13 protein-coding genes are annotated in these 18,594 nt (G+C 67.3%); 8 read left to right on the plus strand and 5 right to left on the minus strand.

Annotation, left to right across the window (positions count from 1 at the left end; translation table 11 throughout):
• Positions 1 to 31 precede the first annotated feature (31 nt).
• From JQ616_RS26055 to JQ616_RS26070, 4 genes are all read left to right on the plus strand, one after another.
• Entirely contained in the window at positions 32 to 2,542 is a 2,511-nt protein-coding gene (locus tag JQ616_RS26055) for a sensor histidine kinase (RefSeq protein WP_212019509.1), read from the plus strand.
• Positions 2,539 to 4,062, plus strand: a complete 1,524-nt coding sequence (tsaE, locus tag JQ616_RS26060; protein ID WP_212019511.1) for a tRNA (adenosine(37)-N6)-threonylcarbamoyltransferase complex ATPase subunit type 1 TsaE — start codon at positions 2,539 to 2,541, stop codon at positions 4,060 to 4,062. The genes JQ616_RS26055 and tsaE overlap by 4 nt, the downstream gene beginning before the upstream one ends.
• A 98-nt stretch (positions 4,063 to 4,160) precedes the next feature.
• Entirely contained in the window at positions 4,161 to 4,481 is a 321-nt protein-coding gene (locus tag JQ616_RS26065) for a PilZ domain-containing protein (RefSeq protein ID WP_176534653.1), read from the plus strand.
• A 128-nt stretch (positions 4,482 to 4,609) separates the two neighbouring features.
• Entirely contained in the window at positions 4,610 to 5,332 is a 723-nt protein-coding gene (locus JQ616_RS26070; RefSeq protein ID WP_212019513.1) for a nucleotidyltransferase family protein, read from the plus strand.
• A gap of 12 nt (positions 5,333 to 5,344) precedes the next feature.
• On the opposite strand, the gene JQ616_RS26075 is transcribed toward JQ616_RS26070, so the two are convergent.
• Together JQ616_RS26075 and JQ616_RS26080 are read right to left on the minus strand one after the other, a co-directional pair.
• Entirely contained in the window at positions 5,345 to 6,358 is a 1,014-nt protein-coding gene (locus tag JQ616_RS26075) for a DUF2891 domain-containing protein (protein WP_212019515.1), read from the minus strand.
• A complete protein-coding gene (locus JQ616_RS26080) occupies positions 6,355 to 7,257 on the minus strand; it encodes a hypothetical protein (protein WP_212019517.1) in 903 nt (300 codons plus the stop codon). Before JQ616_RS26080 ends, JQ616_RS26075 begins: the two co-directional genes overlap by 4 nt.
• Positions 7,258 to 7,374: 117 nt before the next feature.
• Between JQ616_RS26080 and JQ616_RS26085 the strand changes: the two genes are divergently transcribed.
• The 4 genes from JQ616_RS26085 to trxA all read left to right on the plus strand — a co-directional run bounded on the left by JQ616_RS26085 (position 7,375) and on the right by trxA (position 15,424).
• Positions 7,375 to 8,292: a LysR family transcriptional regulator gene (locus JQ616_RS26085; protein ID WP_212019519.1), complete on the plus strand. Its 918-nt coding sequence runs from the start codon at positions 7,375 to 7,377 to the stop codon at positions 8,290 to 8,292.
• A 78-nt stretch (positions 8,293 to 8,370) separates the two neighbouring features.
• Entirely contained in the window at positions 8,371 to 11,517 is a 3,147-nt protein-coding gene (gene addB, locus JQ616_RS26090) for a double-strand break repair protein AddB (protein WP_212019521.1), read from the plus strand.
• The gene (addA, locus tag JQ616_RS26095) at positions 11,511 to 14,987 is read left to right on the plus strand and encodes a double-strand break repair helicase AddA (RefSeq protein ID WP_212019524.1); all 3,477 of its coding nucleotides are present in this window, start codon (positions 11,511 to 11,513) and stop codon (positions 14,985 to 14,987) included. The genes addB and addA overlap by 7 nt, the downstream gene beginning before the upstream one ends.
• A 116-nt stretch (positions 14,988 to 15,103) precedes the next feature.
• The gene (gene trxA, locus JQ616_RS26100) at positions 15,104 to 15,424 is read left to right on the plus strand and encodes a thioredoxin (protein ID WP_016847387.1); all 321 of its coding nucleotides are present in this window, start codon (positions 15,104 to 15,106) and stop codon (positions 15,422 to 15,424) included.
• Between the two features lie 56 nt (positions 15,425 to 15,480).
• Here the strand turns inward: trxA and JQ616_RS26105 are convergent, their stop codons facing one another.
• From JQ616_RS26105 to accD, 3 genes are all read right to left on the minus strand, one after another.
• On the minus strand, positions 15,481 to 16,221 hold the full coding sequence (locus JQ616_RS26105; protein ID WP_212019525.1) for a metallophosphoesterase family protein: 741 nt from the start codon (positions 16,219 to 16,221) through the stop codon (positions 15,481 to 15,483).
• Positions 16,222 to 16,269: 48 nt separating this feature from the next.
• Positions 16,270 to 17,514 (minus strand): bifunctional folylpolyglutamate synthase/dihydrofolate synthase, encoded by a 1,245-nt coding sequence (locus JQ616_RS26110; protein WP_249137326.1) that lies wholly within the window; start codon positions 17,512 to 17,514, stop codon positions 16,270 to 16,272.
• Positions 17,515 to 17,609: 95 nt separating this feature from the next.
• Complete coding sequence (gene accD / locus JQ616_RS26115; RefSeq protein ID WP_212019529.1) at positions 17,610 to 18,551, minus strand: acetyl-CoA carboxylase, carboxyltransferase subunit beta; 942 nt, start codon at positions 18,549 to 18,551, stop codon at positions 17,610 to 17,612.
• Positions 18,552 to 18,594: the final 43 nt, after the last annotated feature.

Genomic DNA, 18,594 nt, shown 5'->3' on the forward strand with positions numbered 1-18,594 from the left:
GTCTTAAGGTTTGTGCGTTCTGGGGCAACATATGTCGGGCGTAGTCGCGGCAATGCGTCGAACCCTGCTGTCATGCACCTCACTGGCGCGCGACGGCATGATTGGGCTCGCCATGTCAGCATTGCTGCCGGCCCGCGCCTCGTTTGCCGCCGAAGGCCTGGTTGCCCAGGCGATGTCGGATCATCTCGGCTTCAATCACCAGGAGGTCGCGGTTCTCGCGACGTCGTTCGCGCTGGTCGGCTTCTCCGCCGTCGCCGCGATCCTGTTGATGCGCACCCGGCTGCGCGCGACCCGCAACGAGGAACAACTGCAGTCCGAGATATCGGACCTGCAGGCGCAATCGGATCGGCTGCGCGCGCTGCTGTTCGTCGAGCCGCAGGTCCTGATCTCCTGGGCCGCGGGCGACAACCGGCCGCAGATCTCGGGCGACATCTCGCTGGTGATGTCGCAGGACAGTTCGCCGCAGCGCGTCCTTGCCTTCGGAACCTGGCTGCCGCCGGAGCCGGCGCTGCAGATGGACCACGCCGTCGACGCGCTGCGCGAGAAGGGCGAGGCGTTCCTGCTCAACCTCTCGACCTCGGCCGGCCGTGCCATCGAGGCGATGGGCCGCGCGATCGGGGGACAGGCCATCGTGCGGATCCGCGAGCTCGGCGGCCTGCGCCGCGAGCTTGCCGAATCCAACCTGCGCTACAAGACGCTGCAGGAAGAGACCGAGCTGCTGCGCGACTTCGCAGCCGCAGCCCCATGGCCGATCTGGGCCAAGAGTCTCGAGGGCAATCTGCGCTATGCCAACGCGGCCTATGTCCGCGCCACCGAGGGCAAGAGCGTGTCGGATGCGCTGCAGCGCAATCTCGAACTGCTCGAAAGCGACCAGCGCACCGAATTGACCCGCGCGCTGAACGACAACGCCAATTATGCCGCGCGGCTGCCGATCGTGGTCAGCGGCGAGCGACGGATCTACGACGTCCAGGCGCTGAAGCTTTCCGGCGGCAGCGCCGGGATCGCGATCGACGCCAGCGAAGCCGCGGCGCTGCGCGCGGCGATCGCGCGGATGCTCGAAGCGCACCGGCGCACCCTCGACCAATTATCCTCGGGCGTCGCGGTGTTCGACGCCGACCGCCGGCTCACCTTCTACAATGAGTCCTATCGGCGGCTGTGGGGCCTCGACCAGGCCTTCCTCGACAGCAACCCGGATGATTCCAGCGTCCTCGACCGGCTGCGCGCCAACCGCAAGCTGCCCGAGCAGCCGGACTTCCGCGCCTGGAAGGCCAAGCTGCACGAGGCCTACCGCGCGGTCGAATCCGAGGCCTACACCTGGTTCCTGCCCGACGGCCGCGCCATCCACGTCGTCACCACGCCGAACCTCGAGGGCGGCGTCACCTATCTGTTCGACAACGTCACCGAGAGTCTCGACCTCGCGCGCCGCTATGACCGCCTGACCCGGGTGCAGCGCGAGACCCTCGACAATCTCAGCGAAGCGGTCGCGGTGTTCGGCAGCAATGGCCGCGCCGAATTGTTCAATCCGCCGTTCGCCAAGATGTGGAAGCTGCCGGCCGACGCGTTGCAGGGCGAGCCGCATATCGAGGCGGTGGAAGCGCTGTGCCGGCCGCTGTTCGACGACGCGCTGACCTGGCGGACGCTGCGCGAGCAGATCACCGCGATCGAGAACCGTGCCCAGGTCGCGCTCAAGCTCGAGCGCAAGGATGGCAGCGTGCTGAACTGCATGACCATCCCGCTGCCGGACGGCAAGACCTTGCTCGCGTTCCAGGACATCACCGACACCGAGAATGTCGAGCGGGCGCTGCGCGAGCGCAACGAGGCGCTGGAAACCGCCGACCAGATGAAGGTGGATTTCGTCCACCACGTCTCCTACGAGCTGCGCGCGCCGCTCACCACCATCATCGGCTTCGCGCATTTCCTCAGCGATCCCTCGACCGGGCCGCTGACGCCGAAGCAGGCCGAATATCTCGACTATGTCACCAAATCGACCAACGCGCTGCTGGCGCTGACCAACAACATCCTCGACCTCGCCACCATCGACGCCGGCGCGATGAAGCTCGAGCTCGGCCCGGTCAATATCGGCCAGGCCATCGAGGCCGCCGCCGAAGGCATCCAGGACCGACTGGCGACCGACCGCATCACGCTGAAGGTCGACATCGAGCCCAATATCGGCGCCTTCGTCGGCGACGAGCGGCGCGTCGTGCAGGTGCTCTACAATCTGCTCGCCAATGCGGTCGGCTTCTCGCCGCATGACGCCACCGTCACGATCGGCGCCCACCGCACCGCGCACAACGTGGTGTTCGCGGTGACCGATGCCGGTCCCGGCATTCCGGCCGAGATGCGCGACAAGGTGTTCAACTGGTTCGAGAGCCATTCCCATGGCTCGCGGCATCGCGGCGCCGGGCTCGGGCTGTCGCTGGTCCGCTCCTTCGTCGAGCTGCACGGCGGGCGGGTGCGCGTCGATTCGACCGTAGGCCAAGGCACGACCGTGACCTGCGACTTCCCGATCGATCAGACCGCACATCGCAACGCGGCCGAATGACGGCGACCTCGACATTCTCGGTGGCGCTCGCGAACGAAACCGCGACGTCAGAGCTGATGGCCGACCTCGCGCTGCTGATCGGCGCCGGCGACGTCATCACGTTGTCCGGCGACCTCGGCGCCGGCAAGACGGCGGCCGCGCGAGCGCTGATCCGCTACCTCGCCACCGACGATACGCTGGAAGTACCGAGCCCGACCTTCACGCTGGCGCAGAGCTACGAGCTGCCGTCGTTTCCGCTGGTTCACGCTGATCTTTACCGCATCAACGACGCCAGCGAGCTCGAGGAGATCGGGCTGTCGCCGCTGCCCGACGATATCGTGGCGCTGATCGAATGGCCGGAACGCGCGCCGGACGCGATGCCCGCCGATCGCATCGACATCGCGTTCAGCCACCGCCCGGCGCTCGGATCGGCCGCACGCGCAGCCGAGATCACCGGCCACGGCAAGGCCGCGGCCAAGGTCGCGCGGCTCAACGAGCTGCGCCAGTTCCTCGAGCGCTCCGGCTTCCTCACCGCGCGGCGTGAGCGGATGCCGGGCGATGCCTCGACACGCTCTTATGCGCGGCTGCGCAACGACGACGGCAGTGTGATCCTGATGAACTCGCCGCGCCGCCCCGACGGCCCGGCGATCTATAACGGCAGACCCTACAGCGCAGCGGTGCATCTCGCCGAAGATGTCAGGCCGTTCGTCGCGATCGGCAACGGCCTGCGCAAGCAGGGTTTCTCTGCGCCCGCGATCCGGCACACCGATCTGGAATCCGGCTTCCTCATCACCGAGGATCTCGGCGCCGAAGGCGTGATCGAGGGCGATCCGCCGCAACCGATCGCCGAGCGTTACGAAGCCGCCGTCGACATGCTCGCGGCGCTGCATCGCGAGGCGCTGCCCGACACGCTGCCGCTGACAGCAGACGAGACGTACGAAATCCCGGTGTTCGATATCGACGCCTGGCTGATCGAGATCGGGCTGATGCTCGAATGGTATCTGCCCGACCGCGGCGTACAGCCGAGCGAGGAGCTTCGTGCCGATTTCCTCGGCATGTGGCGCGGCCTGCTGGAAAAGCCCGCCGCGGCACCGCAGACCTGGGTGATCCGCGACTTCCATTCGCCGAACATCATCTGGCTGGCCGAGCGCACCGGCATCCTGCGCGTCGGCATCATCGACTTCCAGGACGCAACGCTCGGCCCCGCGGCCTACGATGTGGTGTCGCTGCTGCAGGACGCGCGGATCGACGTGCCCGAGCAGCTCGAACTGGCGCTCTTGACCCGCTACATCAAGGCGCGGCGCGCCACCGACGAGCGCTTCGATCCGGCCGGGTTCGCCGAGCTCTATGCGATCATGTCGGCGCAGCGGAACACCCGCCTGCTTGGCACTTTTGCGCGGCTCAACCGCCGCGACGGCAAGCCACACTATCTCAAGCATCAGCCGCGGATCTGGACCTATCTGGAGCGGTCGCTGGCGCATCCGGCGCTGACCAGCTTCCGGATCTGGTACACAGCCAACGTCCCTCCCCCGGTACCGTAGTTTACGGCTTGTTAGCCGTTTATTAGCCTTGGGTCCCCTAAGCTTGCCGAGGCCGCACCACATCCTTGGCGCGACCGGATCGGGAGCGGGACCACACGATGGGGACGGAACGACGCAGGGGCGATCGTGTCACGTTTGAGCGCGGCATCGCCGCGCACATGATGGGCATTGACGGCACCTGGCGGCGCGACTGCACCATGGAAGACGTGTCGGAGACGGGCGCCAAGCTCTCCGTCGACGGCTCGGTCGAGGGCCTGAACCTGAAGGAGTTTTTTCTGCTGCTGTCGTCCACAGGATTGGCCTATCGCCGCTGCGAGCTGGCGTGGGTCAATGGCGACCAGATCGGCGTCAACTTCCTCAAACAAGGCGACAAGAAGAAGAAAACAGCCAAACGCGGCGCGCAAGCTGCCGACGTCTAGGCCATCGTCGTCACTATTGCCGTCTTACGGCCGTCATGTCCTATGACTATGGCGTCTGATTGATGTGCTTGCCGAATCGCCGTGATAGGATCGGCGCATGAGAGATGATGACCGAGAATATCCGGAAAATGCCCGTCACTCCCCATAAGGCCATGGTGCTCGCTGCGGGTCTCGGCGTCCGCATGCGCCCGCTGACCAACACGATGCCGAAGCCGCTGGTCAGCGTCGCCGGCCAGCCGCTGCTCGACCATGTGCTCGACAAGCTCGCCGGCGCCGGTGTCGTTGAGGCCGTCGTCAACGTGCACTATCTGCCCGACCAGATCATCGAACACGTCAAGACCCGCAGCCGTCCGCGCGTGATCATCTCCGATGAGCGCGACCAGGTGCTCGGCACCGGTGGCGCGGTCGTCAAGGCGCTGCCGCTGCTCGGCGATGCGCCGTTCTTCCATCTCAATGCCGATACGATGTGGATCGACGGCGTGCGGTCCAATCTGGGGCGGCTCGCGGAAGCCTTCGATCCCGAGCGGATGGATATCCTGCTCTTGATGGCGCCGACCGCCTCGAGCATCGGCTATAGCGGCCGCGGCGACTATTCGATGCTGCCGGACGGCGCACTGCGCAAGCGGCGAGAGAATCAGGTGGTGCCGTTCGTCTATGCCGGTGCTGCGATCATGTCGCCGTCGCTGTTCGCGGACGCTCCGGCCGGCGAGTTCTCGCTGACCAAGATGTTCGACCGCGCCAACGAGCAGGAACGGCTGTTCGGCCTGCGCCTCGATGGCGTCTGGATGCATGTCGGCACCCCCGACGCGATCTTGGCCGCGGAAGAGGCCTACCTGGAAAGCGTCGCGTAAGCGGCGCCGTCGTCAGCCCTCGGCGTCGATCGCGAGCACCGCAAAGCTCGCCAGCCAGTGTTCCCCCATATAGTCGCTGGCGATATGCGGCAGGCCGGCGTCGAGATGGCGACGCGCGGCATCAAGTAGGATCGCACGCCGCGCATCAGCTTCCGGCAACGCACCGGCCAGTGCGCGCCAGCACCATGCGCGGCTGAGATTGAGCCCATCGAGATGCGCGAGCTTGCCGTCCGATCGATCGGTCACCGTGGCCGGCCGGAACAGGGTTGCGGGTTCGTGTTGCGCGAGCCGCGGCAGGAAGCGGTCGAACCACGGCAGGAAGTCGCCGGGCGACAGCAGCCGGCGCATGCACTCCGCTTCGATCAATGCCGAGGACTGGAAGTCGTCGCCGCTCGGCTCGCCCCAGGCGGGACAATCCTGATCGGCGCCGTACCAGCGCAGCGCCGTCTCGCGCAGCAGTGCGCTGAACGCATCGTCCTGCGTCGCCTCGGCATAGTCGGCGGCCATGCGCAGACCGAACGCGGTGTTGAAGTGCGTGCCGACCCGTACCGGATAGGTGGCGAGCGGCAGGAAATCGCGAAAGCGCTGCGCGAAGATTTCGGCGAGCGGCGCGATCCGATCGCGCCATCGCATCTCGTCGAGCGATGAGAGCTCCGCCGCAAGCTTCAACAGCCAGCCCCAACCATAGGGCCGCTTGAAACCGCGTGCCGTCGGGGCTGCGAGATAAGCGCATTCGGCGGCAACCTTCTCCGCAACGAACTGCGCGTCGAACAGCGCACGAATATCATCCGCCACTTCGGATGCCGGATAACGGCGCAACAGCCGGGCGAGCATCCAGTAGCTGTGGACGCAGGAATGCCAGTCGTAGCTGCCGAAGAACACCGGATGCAGCTCGCGCGGCGTGCGCGCATCCTGCGGCCCCGCCAGCACGTGATCCGGCTTGTTGGGATATTCGCGGCCGACATGGCCGAGCGCGATGCGGGCGAAACGGACGGCGAGGTGTTCGGTCAGGGTGGTCTCGCTCATGATGAGGCTTTCTCCTTGCGCGCGTGCCGGACCAGCAGCTCGATCAGGCGCGGCGTCATATAGATGGGAAACTGGGTGGCCGCGAAGAACAGCGCCGTCATCGGCGACACCGCCGCGCCCATCGCCGACCAGACCAACCCGACATTGCGGTTGCCGAGCACGAGACCGCTGGTCAGCCGCGCGGCAAGATTGCCCGGCGTGAGCAGCGCGCCAAGCGCTTGCAGCGCGAGATTGCAGGCGAAGGCAAGCCCGATGCAGGTCGCCGCGGCGATCGGCTGCGTCTCGATCTGCGCGCGCACCCCGGCCATGGTCGCAATCGCAAACAGCAACAGCGAGGCGAGCACGAGGGCGTCGATGCTGCGCGCATGCCGCGCCAATTGTGCAGCGGCCTGACGGCGCAGCAGCAAGGCCACCGCACCGGCGCCGCCGACCAGCAGCGCCAGCCGCACGGCAAGCGCCAGCGGATCGAGCGTGAGACCGGCAAATCCCGCAGCGATCAGCGGCACCGTGACCGGCGCTAGCGCCATCGACAGCAAGGTCACGGCCAGCGGAATGGTGGCGTCGAAGCCGAGCATGCGGGCCACCGCCGCGGTGCCGCTCGACGGCGGCGCGCACACCGACAGCACCAGCGCGACGATCAGTTCGGCGCGAAGTCCGGCGCCGCGCGCGGCGAAACCGACCGCCAGTGGACAGGCCAGCATGGCCAGCGCCGGCAGCAGCAGCCAGACCAGCGGCCGTCGCAATGCGCGCCGGAACGCGTCGCCCTCAATCTGGAGAAAGGTGCCGAGCACCAGAACGAAGATCGCCGCGGCCATCAGCGGGCGCGCGCCGTCGGCCAGGGCAGGGAAAGCCAGTCCGGCCAGCACGCCGATGATCAACAAGGTGGGCCCCCGGGGCACCAGCCTTTCCAATGATCGCGCCAAATCGTCGGGTCTCATCGCCATGTCCTGACGGGCAGCATAGGACTGGACAAATCATTGTTGAAATCGATTATTTCTATAATCATTATTGCTACGATGAATTTAGCCGCCGTCGATCTCAATCTGCTGGTCGCCTTCGAGGCGCTGATGGAGGAGCGCCACGTCACCCGCGCGGCCGAGCGCATTGGCCTGGCCCAACCGTCGATGAGCAGCGCGCTGCGGCGGCTGCGCGCGCTGTTTGCCGACGAACTGTTCCTGCGCGCCGGCGCGGGCATGCAGCCGACCGAAAAGGCACTGGCGCTGGCCGGGCCGATCGGCGAGGCGTTGCGGCAGATCAGAGGCGCACTGGCGCCCGATCAGGGCTTCGATCCCGTCACCGCGCGACGGCGCGTCACCGTCGCCGCGACCGACTATGGCGATCTGGTCCTGGTGCCGGAACTGACCCGCCTGCTGCGCATGGAAGCGCCGGGCATCGACCTCGCCGTGCGCCCGCTGACTGACACGACGACGGCGCTGGCAAAACTCGAGCGCGGCGAACTCGATGCGCTGATCGGCGGCCATCTGCCGGTGTCGCCACGCTGCGTTCGGCACCGGCTGTTCGAAGAGCGCTTCGTCTGCATCCGCGACGCCGCGCGCGCCAATCAGTCGGAACGCCTGAGCCTGCAAGACTATGCCGCCCTGCCGCATGCGCTGTTCTCGGCGGCCGGCGGCGATGGCCTGCCGAGCGTGATCGACGGGCTGTTGGCGCGGCATGGGCTGAAGCGGCGAGTTGCCGTGACGCTTGCGCATGTGGTGGCCGTTCCGTTCGCGGTCACGGGCACCGATCTCATCGCCACGATGGCGGAGCGCGTCGCTCGCCGCTTTACGCATCTCGCCGATGTTGCCGTGGTGATGCCGCCGATCGACATTCCAGCGTTCGCGATCGACCTGATCCATACCAGCCGTGCTGCTGAGGATCCGGCGCTGCGCTGGTTCCTGGATGCCGTCGATCGCTGCGTCACCCGATTGCGATAGTGAACGCAGTGAGCTTGAGGGGGTGGCTAACGATAGCCGCCGCTCCCTATATTGGCGCCTGATCGAATCAGGCAGCCCATGCGCGTTTTCAGCGTTCCCGTTTCTGCGCCGTTCCTGCGCACCGTCATCTCGGCGCTGGTCGATGGCCGGCTGGTCGCGGGATTCGAGGCACGCAACGATCCGGCAAAGCTCGCCAACGCCACGCTCTATTTGCCGACCCGCCGCGCCGGACGGCTGGCGCGCGAAATCTTCCTCGATGTGCTCGATTCCGACGCCGCGGTGCTGCCGCGCATCGTCGCGCTCGGCGAGATCGACGAGGACGAACTCGCCTTCGCCGACCAGGGCGACGACGTCGGCGGCGCCGCGCCGCTGGAGATTCCGCCACGGCTCGGCGAACTCGAACGCCGGCTGACCCTGGCGCATCTGGTCGCGGCCTGGGCGAAGACGCCGGTATCGGCGCCGCTGGTGGTCGGCGGGCCGGCCTCGACCTTGCAGCTCGCCGGCGATCTGGCGCGGTTGATGGACGACATGGTGACGCGCGGCGTCGACTGGCGCGCACTCGACCGCCTGGTGCCGGATCAGCTCGACAAATACTGGCAGCACTCGCTCGATTTCCTGCGCATCGCGCGCGACGCCTGGCCGAATTACCTCAAGGAGATCGGGCGCATCGAACCCGCGGCGCGCCGCGATCAGCTGATCGAGGCGGAAGCCGCGCGGCTGACTGCGCATCACGCAGGTCCCGTGATCGCAGCCGGCTCGACCGGCTCGATGCCGGCGACGGCAAAATTCCTGCACGCGGTGGCGAAGCTTCCGAACGGCGCGGTGGTGCTGCCCGGGCTCGACATCGATCTCGACGAAGACAGCTGGGACACGATCGGCGGCGAGCGCGGCGACGACGGCCGGTTCACGACGCCGCCCTCGTCGAACCATCCGCAATTCGCGATGCACGCGCTGCTCGACCGTTTCGGCATCAAGCGTCGCGATGTCGAGAGCCTCGCCGAGCCTACGCCGCAGGGGCGCGAGGTGCTGGTGTCGGAGACGATGCGTCCCTCGACCGCCACGGCACAATGGCACGACCGGCTGGAACGGCCGGAGATCGTGGCGCGGATTTCCGCCGGGATGAACAATCTCACGGTGGTCGAGGCGCCCAATCCGGAGATGGAGGCGCTGGCGATTGCGGTCGCGATGCGCGAGGCGCGGCATCTCGGCAAGTCGGCCGCGCTGGTGACGCCGGACCGCGCGCTGGCGCGCCGCGTGATGGCATCATTGACGCGATGGAAGCTCGAGTTCGACGATTCCGGCGGCGATGCGCTGATCGAAACGCCGGCCGGCGTCTTCGCCCGTCTCGCGGCGGAGGCCGCGGCCAACGGGCTGGAGCCGCCGACCTTGCTCGCGCTGCTCAAGCATCCGCTGTTCCGGCTCGGCGGCGCGCATGGCGCACTGAAGCGTGCGACCGAGGTGCTGGAGATCGCGCTGCTGCGCGGCACGAGGCCGCAAGCCGGAACCAGCGGCCTCGCGCGCGACTTCGCCCGCTTCCGCGCCGAGCTGGTCAAGCTGCATGGCGGCGAGACCTCGTCGCTGCATAAAATGGAGCCACGCGCCCGGCTGCGCGACAACGAGCTCAACCAGGCGCAGGACCTGATCGCCAAATTGCAGGCAGCGCTGGCGCCGCTGGAAGGCATGGCGTCGTCAAAGCCGTATGATTTCGCCGAGCTGGCCGCGCGTCATCGTGAGGCGCTGATCGCGCTGTCCTCCGACGAGAACGGCGTCGCCATCGCATTCGAGGAGCGCGCCGGGGCGTCGCTCGCGTCCGCCTTCGACGAGCTGCTGGCCAAGCAGCAGCCGAGCGGGCTGATGACCCCGCTGTCAGATTATCCCGAGGTGTTCCAGACGGCGTTCGCCGACCGCATGGTGCGGCGGCCGGAATCAGCGCGGGCGCAGCTCAACATCTACGGCTCGCTCGAAGCCCGTCTCACCGAATCCGATCGCATCATCCTCGGCGGCCTGGTCGAGGGCGTCTGGCCGCCAGCGCCGCGGGTCGACCCATGGCTGAGCCGGCCGATGCGGCATGAACTCGGGCTCGATCTTCCGGAGCGGCGCATCGGCCTGTCCGCGCACGACTTCGCGCAGCTGCTCGGCCATGACGAGGTGATCCTGACCCACGCCGCAAAAGTCGGCGGTGCGCCGGCGGTCGCCTCGCGTTTCCTGCATCGGCTCGAAGCGGTCGCGGGCGAAGCGCGCTGGAAGACCGCGACGTCGGCCGGCGAAACTTACGTGCAATATGCCGCCGAGCTCGACCGGCCCGACAAGGTCGAGCCGATCCCGCAGCCGGAGCCGCGGCCACCGCGCGAGGCGCGGCCGCTCAAAATGTCAGTGACCGCGATCGAGGACTGGCTGCGCGATCCCTACACGATCTATGCGCGCTATATCCTCAAGCTCGATCCGCTCGATCCCGTCGACATGCCGCTGTCGGCGGCCGATCGCGGCTCGGCGATCCATGAGTCGCTCGGCGAATTCACACAAACTTACGCCGACGCGCTGCCTGACGACATCAAGAGCGCGCTGCGCGACATCGGTGCCAAGCATTTCGCGCCGCTGATGGAGCGGCCCGAGGCCCGCGCGCTGTGGTGGCCGCGCTTCCAGCGCATCGCGGCATGGTTTGCCGAATGGGAACAGGCGCGGCGCGGCAGCATCGCCGCAATCAAGGCCGAGATCCGCGGCGAGATCGGCATTCCGCTCGACGATGCCAGGACCTTCACCCTCTCGGCGCGCGCCGACCGCATCGAGCGGCGCGACGACGGCAGCTTCGCGATCCTCGACTACAAGACCGGCCAGCCGCCGACCGGCAAGCAGGTGCGCATGGGCCTGTCGCCGCAGCTGACACTGGAAGCCGCGATCCTGCGCGAAGGCGGCTTTGCCGAGATTCCCGCGGACTCCTCCGTCGGCGACCTCGTCTACGTCAGGCTGAGTGGCAACAACCCGCCGGGGGAGCAGCGTTCGCTGGAATTGAAGATCAAGACCAACGACACGCCGCAGCCGCCCGATGAAGCCGCCGACAGCGCCCGGCGCAAGCTGGAAGCCCTGATCCGCGCCTTCGACGACGAGCAGCAGGCCTACACATCGCTGAACCTCTCGATGTGGGCGAACCGCTACGGCGCCTATGACGATCTCGCGCGGATCAAGGAGTGGTCCGCCGCCGGCGGCCTGGGGATCGAGGAATGGTGAAGGCGCCCCGTCCAATTCCCTCAGCGGTGCGCGACGCGCAGGCGCGCGCGTCCGATCCGAAGGCATCGACCTTCGTGTCGGCCAATGCCGGCTCGGGCAAGACCCATGTGCTGGTGCAGCGCGTGATCCGCCTGCTGCTCTCAGGCGTGCCGCCGGAGAAAATCCTCTGCATCACCTTCACCAAGGCCGCCGCGGCAAACATGGCCGAGCGCGTGTTCACGACGCTGGGCCACTGGGTGACGCTCGACGATTCCGGGCTCGATGCCGCGATCCGCGAGGCGGGCATCCCGCATCCCTCCGCCTCGCTCCGGCGCGAGGCGCGCAAGCTCTTCGCGTGCGCGCTGGAGACGCCTGGCGGGTTGAAGGTGCAGACCATCCACGCGCTGTGCACCCGCCTGCTGCAGCAGTTTCCGTTCGAGGCCAATGTGCCGGCGCGGTTCGCGGTGCTCGACGACCGCGACCAGAACGAGATGATGGAGCGCGCCAACCTCGCGGTGTTCCTCGAGGCGTCGCGGATTCCCGACAGTCCGATCGGCCGCGCGCTGCGGACGGCGATGGCAAATGCCGCCGACGTCACTTTCAAGGAGGTGGTGCGCGAAGCCTGCCTCAGCCGCGACCATTTCATGGCCTGGACCGACGCCGCCGGCAGCGCCGCGGCCGCCGCGGCACAGATGTCGACCGCGCTAGGCGTTTCCGCCGACATTTGCATCGAGGATGTCGAGCGCGAGATCGTCGACGGGCCGAACCTGCCGCGGTCGAGCTGGAAGGAGACGGCCACGCTGCTCGATACCAGCAGCAAGGCGGATCAGAAGCAGGCCGAGCGGCTGCGCAGCGCGCTGACCTTTACCGGGGCAGCGCAAGTCGAGGAATATCTCGGCGTGTTCCTGACCGATGAGCGCGCGCCGCGCGCCTCAATCGTCACCAACAATTTCATCAAGAAGAACTCCGTCGCGGGCCACCGGTTCGAAGCCGAGATCGACCGTCTCGGTCCCCTGATCGAGCGTCGCCGCGCCGTGGTGGCGCGCGACCGCACCGAGGCGCTGATCCATATCGCGACCGCGGCGGCTGCACATTATCGGCGCGAGAAGCTGGAACGCGGCCTGCTCGACTATGACGATCTGATCGACAAGACGCTGGCGATGCTCGACCGCGTCTCCTCGGGCTGGGTGCATTACAAGCTCGACCGCGGCGTCGATCACGTGCTGATCGACGAGGCGCAGGACACCAGCCCGCGGCAATGGGACATCGTCGCCCACATCATCTCGGAATTCACCTCCGGCGCCGGTGCGCGCGACGGCCTGGTGCGCACCGTGTTCGCGGTCGGTGACGAGAAGCAGTCGATCTTCTCGTTCCAGGGCGCTGCTCCGCGCGAATTCGACCTGCGCCGCCGCGAGCTGAAGCGGCGGTTTGAGGAAGCCGGGCTGAAATTCGATCCGGTGTCGTTCACCTATTCGTTCCGCTCCGGGCCGGTGATCCTGCACTCGGTCGACCATGTGTTCCGCGAGCAGGAGATCTTCCGCAGCATCCACGCGGTCGAGAACGGCTATCCGATCCACAACGCGATGGCCGATGCCGGCCCCAGCCTGATCGAACTGTGGGATCTCGCGGTTGCCGACGACCGCCAGGACATCGAGGGCTGGCGGGCGCCGTTCGACGGCGTCTCGGTGACCAGCCCCGAGGTCAAGCTGGCGCGGCGTATCCAGGCCGAGATCAAGCACCTCGTCACCAGCGGCACCATGACCGGCAGTGCCGGCGGACGGCGGCCGTTGCGCTATGGCGACATGCTGATCCTGGTGCGGCGGCGCGGCAATGCGTTCGACGCGGTGATCCAGGCGCTGAAGCACGCCAACATCCCCGTCGCCGGCGCCGACCGGCTCAAGCTGACCGAGCACATCGCGATCATCGACCTGATGAACCTCGCCGACGCGCTGCTGCTGCCGCAGGACGACCTCGCGCTCGCGGTGGCGCTGAAGAGCCCGCTGTTCGGCCTCGACGACGACGATTTGTTCAAGCTGGCCTACCAGCGCCGCGGCGCGCTGCGCGAGGCATTGACCGCGCAGGCGCCGGGCGATGAGCGATTCGCGGCCGCGCTGCGCCGCCTCGAAGACTGCGAGCGCCGCTTCACCCAGGAGACGCCGTTCGCGTTCTACGCCTGGCTGCTCGGCGGCGATGGCGGGCGCGCGCGCATGCTGCGCCGGCTCGGCCACGAGGCCAACGACGCACTCGACGAATTCCTCGAGCTTGCGCTGGGCTATGAGCGGAAGGCGCCAGCCTCGCTGCAAGGCTTCATCGCCTGGCTGCGCGCCGCCGACACCGAGGTGAAGCGCGACATGGAGATCTCGCGCGACGAGGTCCGCGTGATGACCGTGCACGGCGCCAAGGGCCTCGAGGCGTCGGTCGTGTTCCTGGTCGACACCACGACCTCGCCGTCGGACACCCAGCGGCTGCGGCTGATCCATCTGCGGCAGGGCAATGCCGCGCCGAACGCGCCCGGCGTCGTGGTGTGGGCCGGCAAGAAGGCCGAGGACCCGCCCGGCGTCGCCGATGCGCGCAAGGCGATGCTCGGCGATACCGAGGACGAATATCGCCGCCTGCTCTATGTCGCGATGACCCGCGCCGCCGACCGGCTGATCGTCGGCGGCTGCATGCCCGGCAACATGAACACGGTGCGGAAATCCTCCTGGTACGATCTGATCACCAAGGGGCTCGCCAATGCCGGGCTCAAGCTCGAGGAGATCGAGACGCCGGCCGGCAAGGTGATGCGCTATTCGCGGCCGGATGACGCTGCTGATCTCACCGGCGCTGCGGCGTCACCGGCTGCGACGCCGATCGTACTGCCGTCCTGGCTGCGTGCCGATGCCGCCCCCGAAGCCGTCGCCCCGGGCATGTTGCGCCCGTCCGATCCGGCTGACGACGACAGCCACAAGATACGCACCGGCGAATCGGTGCTGCTGCGCGCCCGCGCCCTGCAACGCGGCACGCTGGTTCATCGCCTGCTGCAATCGCTGCCCGACGTCGCGGTGGAACGACGGCTCGGCGCGGCGCTTGGCTATCTTGCCCGTAACGCCGATGGCTGGAGCGAGGAAGAGCGCGCGGCGCTGGCTCGGCAGGTGGTTGCCCTCACCGTCGATCTGCGCTTCGCGCCGGTATTTGCCCCCGGCAGCCGTGCCGAGGTTTCGATCGTGGGTCGGCTGGAGCGGCCGGGCCGGCCGAAGGCGCTGGTCTCGGGCCAGATCGACCGGCTGGTGGTGACGCCGAACGAGGTCCTGATCGTCGATTTCAAGACCAACCACGCCCCGCCAAAGTCCGCCGCCGAGGCCCCCAAGGGCTATGTCCGGCAGCTCGCGCTGTACCGTGCGGTGCTGGCAAAACTTTATCCCCAAAGGATCATCCACGCCGCTCTGCTCTGGACCGAAACCCCTGAAATGATGGAGATTTCGGCCCCCGCGCTGGACGCCGGGCTGGCATAAGGTCATGTCGGCGTGAGCGAGCTTGACCCGGCAAGGGGGCATTCATACGTTTGCCCCATGCTCCCGGGCGCGATTCTCAACCGCGCCCTTTTGTCCCAACCGAACGAGGTACTCACATGGCCGTTGGCAAGGTTTCTGACGCCGATTTCGAAGCCGAAGTGCTCAAGGCGACCGGGCCGGTGGTCGTCGACTTCTGGGCCGAATGGTGCGGCCCCTGCCGCATGATCGCGCCCGCTCTCGATGAGATTTCCGGCGCGATGGGCGACAAGGTCAAGATCGTGAAGCTCAACGTCGACGAGAGCCCGAAGACGGCGTCGAAGTATGGCGTGATGTCGATCCCGACCCTGATGATCTTCAAGGGCGGCGAGATGGCCTCCCGTCAGGTCGGCGCCGCGCCGAAGGCCAAGCTGCAGCAGTGGATCACCGCTGCGGTCTGATCCGGTTTGAATTAGCTGATTTGCGGAACGGCCGGCGTCATGCCGGCCGTTTTGTTTTACCTGATCCATCCCGTGGCCAGCGCCGAGGCGAGCTCGGCCTGGCCGTGCTGCCGCGCCAGCGCCGCCATCGCTTCGTGGTCGTACGGGATGTGGCGGAAGGTGACGTCCCAGTCGCCACCAACCTGTTCGAGGATCGCGTAGCGCGCGTCGGGCGAACCGGCCTCGACGACATGCGGATACGGCTTGCCCGCACGATAGCCGGGCGAGCCGACGCTGCCAGGATTGACGATCAGCCTTCCGTCGCGAAGCCGCACCGCCCGCGCGGTGTGCGTGTGTGCGCAGAGGATCAGCGATTGCGCGATGCCTGCGGCCCTCGCCTCGATCGATTCCAGCGCCGATATGCAGACTTCGCCGCCCGGCAGCACCGTGTCGAGCCAGTAGGTCTCGTCGTCCTGTGGCGTGGCGTGACAGAGGAAAACCGCGTCGCGATAAACTGAGTTCGCCGGCAGCGTACGCAGCCAGTCGAGATGACGCGGCTCGAGCTGGGTATAGGTCAGCCGTTCCCAGGAGCCCATTTTCTCATGCGGGCGGTCGATCAGATAGCGATCGTGATTGCCGAGCAGATGGACTGCATCGAGCGCCATCAGCATATCGATCGTCGGCCGGGCGTCGAGCGGCCCGCTCACCATGTCGCCGAGATCGACGATGTCGGAAATGCCCTGGGCACGGATGTCGGACAGCACGGCTTCAAGTGCGAGATGGTTGCCGTGGATGTCGGCGATCGCAGCAAAGCGCATGATGTCTCGTCCTCCCTCATGCGCACCGCATCCGGGACGCGAGGCTATTTATGCAGGAGGCGTGCCGTTGGCCGCAAGCACTGGGCCGGCAAGGTACAGCGAGCCCGTGATCAGGATGCGCGGCGGCACCTCGTAGGCCAGCGTCGCCAGCCGCTGCAGCGCGGTGTCGACACCACTTGCGATCTCGACCCGCATGCCGAGCGCACGCGCGGCCTCGGCGAGTTTGTCCGGCGCCATGCCGTTGTCGCGGCCGGGCACCGGGACCGCGATGATGTGTCGCGTCAGCCCGGCAAAATTGGCGAGGAAGGCATTGGCATCCTTGTTGGCCATCATGCCCGCGATCACGACGAGCGGCCGCGACACCCGCTCCTCGAGATCGCCGAGCGCCGCGGCGGCAACGCGGCCACCCTCGGCATTGTGACCGCCATCGAGCCAGACCTCGGAGCCCTGCGGGCCCTGGCAGACCAGGCTGCCCGAGACCAGCCGCTGCATTCGCGCCGGCCATTCCGCATTGACGATGCCGGCCTCGAAGGCTGCGATGTTGAGCTTGAACGTATCGATCGCGCGCAGCGTCGCAATCGCAAGGCCGGCATTGTCGAACTGGTGCCGGCCGAACAGCTTTGGCGCGGCGAGATCGAGCAGGCCGCGCTCGTCCTGATAGACCAGCCTGCCGCGTTCGACGCCGACATGCCATTGCTGGCCGGCGGCATGCAGCGGCGCGCGCATGCGGTTCGCCTCCGCCTCGACCACGGCCATCGCATCCGGCGCCTGTTCGGCACACACCACCGGCACCTTGCGCTTGATGATCGCGGCCTTCTCGCCGGCGATCGCCGCCAGATTGTCGCCGAGAAATTCCATGTGATCCATGCTGACCGGCGTGATCACCGAAGCGAGCGGCGTCTCCACCACATTGGTGGAATCCAGCCGGCCGCCGAGGCCGACCTCGAGCACCGCGACGTCGGCCGGATGCTTTGCGAACAGGCAGAACGCAACCGCCGTTTCCATCTCGAAGATGGTTATGGGATTGCCGGCGTTGATGCGCTCGCAATCCTCGAATGTCGCGCGCAGCTCGTCGTCGCCGACCAGCTTGCCGCCGCCTGTGGCGCCGAGCCGGTAGCATTCGTTGATCCGCACCAGGTAAGGCGAGGTGAAGACGTGCACGCGCAGGCCTGAGGCTTCGAGGATCGCGCGCAGATAGGCAACCGTCGAGCCCTTGCCGTTGGTGCCGGCGACATGGATCACCGGCGGCAGCTTGCGCTCGGGATGATCGAGCCGCTCCATCAGGCCGCGCATGCGATCGAGGCTGAGATCGATGCGCTTGGGATGCAGCGCCGATATCCGCGCGATCAACGCCTCGAACGAGGCTTGCGATGGGGCGGCGCTTGCGGTCACGCGTGCGGCGCGGCGGGCACCGTCTCAGGCGCCGTGACGATCTGGGCCGGCTCGGTGACCGGCGTCGTGGGCTTCGATGCGGTTTCCAGCGCCGGCGCCTTGGTCAGCAGGCGGCACAGCCGCGCCAACGTCGCCTTCATCTCATGGCGGTGCACGACCATGTCGACCATGCCGTGCTCGCGCAGATATTCGGCGCGCTGGAAGCCTTCCGGCAGCTTCTCGCGGATGGTCTGCTCGATCACGCGCGCGCCGGCAAAGCCGATCAGTGCACCGGGTTCAGCGATCTGGATGTCGCCGAGCATCGCATAGGACGCGGTGACGCCACCGGTGGTCGGATTGGTCAGCACGACGATGTAGGGCTGCTTCGCCTCGCGCAGCATCTGCACGCCGACGGTGGTGCGCGGCATCTGCATCAGCGACAGGATGCCTTCCTGCATCCGCGCGCCGCCGGATGCGGCGAACACGATGAAGGGCGACTTCTTCTCGACCGCGAGCTCGAGCCCGCGCACCAGCGCCTCACCGGCGGCCATGCCGAGCGAGCCGCCCATGAAATCGAAATCCTGCACCGCGACCACGACGCCGGCGCCCTCGAGCTTGCCGTAACCGACCTTGACCGCGTCGTTCAGCCCGGTCTTGGCACGGGCATCCTTGATGCGGTCGACATATTTGCGCTCATCGCGGAATTTCAGCGGATCGGCCGTCACCTCGGGCAGCGCGACGTCGAACCAGGTCTCGTTGTCGAAGATCGACTTCAGCCGCGCCACCGCGCCCATGCGCATGTGGTAGTTCGAGCCGGGGATCACGAACTGGTTGGCCTCGACGTCCTTGTAGAACACGAGCTGCCCGGAATCCGGGCACTTGATCCAGAGATTCTCCGGCGTCTCGCGCCGCAGGATGTTGCGGATCTTCGGCCGGACGACGTTGGTGAGCCAGTTCATGGTTCGCTCCGAAATGCGGGTCGGTCCCGCACCAGCTGGATAT

This window comes from Bradyrhizobium tropiciagri (assembly GCF_018130545.1).
Classification (GTDB): domain Bacteria; phylum Pseudomonadota; class Alphaproteobacteria; order Rhizobiales; family Xanthobacteraceae; genus Bradyrhizobium; species Bradyrhizobium tropiciagri_A.